This is a genomic window from Pandoraea morbifera, from assembly GCF_902459575.1.
Taxonomy (GTDB): Bacteria; Pseudomonadota; Gammaproteobacteria; order Burkholderiales; family Burkholderiaceae; genus Pandoraea; species Pandoraea morbifera.
The window spans coordinates 1-560 of the sequence record NZ_CABPSD010000045.1; the positions used below are offsets into that span (position 1 = coordinate 1).

Consider the following 560-nt stretch of genomic DNA (forward strand, 5'->3'; position numbering starts at 1 on the left):
TATCCGATGCTGACGCGGCCTCGTACTTGCTGCGCACGAGAATCGTGACGGCGGCAACCACATCCGGCTCGACTTCCGACGCTTGCGGATCTGACGACTGAGCGTCCGGCACCGGCAACTCAGTCAGATTCATGAAATGAATCGCCTCACGTTCGGACGCGTCGAGATGCCGTTGCAGCATTTCGTCGTCGGCGTTATGGATTACGCGGAGATCCTGCTTTACGACTTCCAGTTTGATGATGCTCATGCTGTTCTCTTTTGCCCTCACTCAGAAAGGCAAGACTCCAAGGTTCGCCTGGGGAATGAAGAGAGCGCAGTCCGGCGGCTGCAGTTTATGACCTCCGTATTGCGCAAGCGGGAAGCGACTTCAGCGAAATGACCAGGCCAGTGCTCCAGTGATCCGGCGTTGCCTAGGCCTCGGGGATGATCTCCGTGCCAGTGTGCTCGACCGTAGGTTCGTTGGACGTCATAACCCAACAACAGAATGGAACGAGCCCCCCAGTGGGCCGCCAGCAAAATCGCGCCAGCACCTGAGTTCTTGCTCAAATCCCACCGGACCC

Annotated in this window: 1 protein-coding gene; it reads right to left on the reverse strand. The window is 57.9% G+C overall.

Going from position 1 to position 560, the window contains the following annotated elements; all coding sequences use genetic code 11:
• The coding region (locus PMO31116_RS23545) for a head-tail connector protein (protein ID WP_150568817.1) at window positions 1-247 on the reverse strand (247 nt) is incomplete at its 3' end.
• Window positions 248-560: the final 313 nt, after the last annotated feature.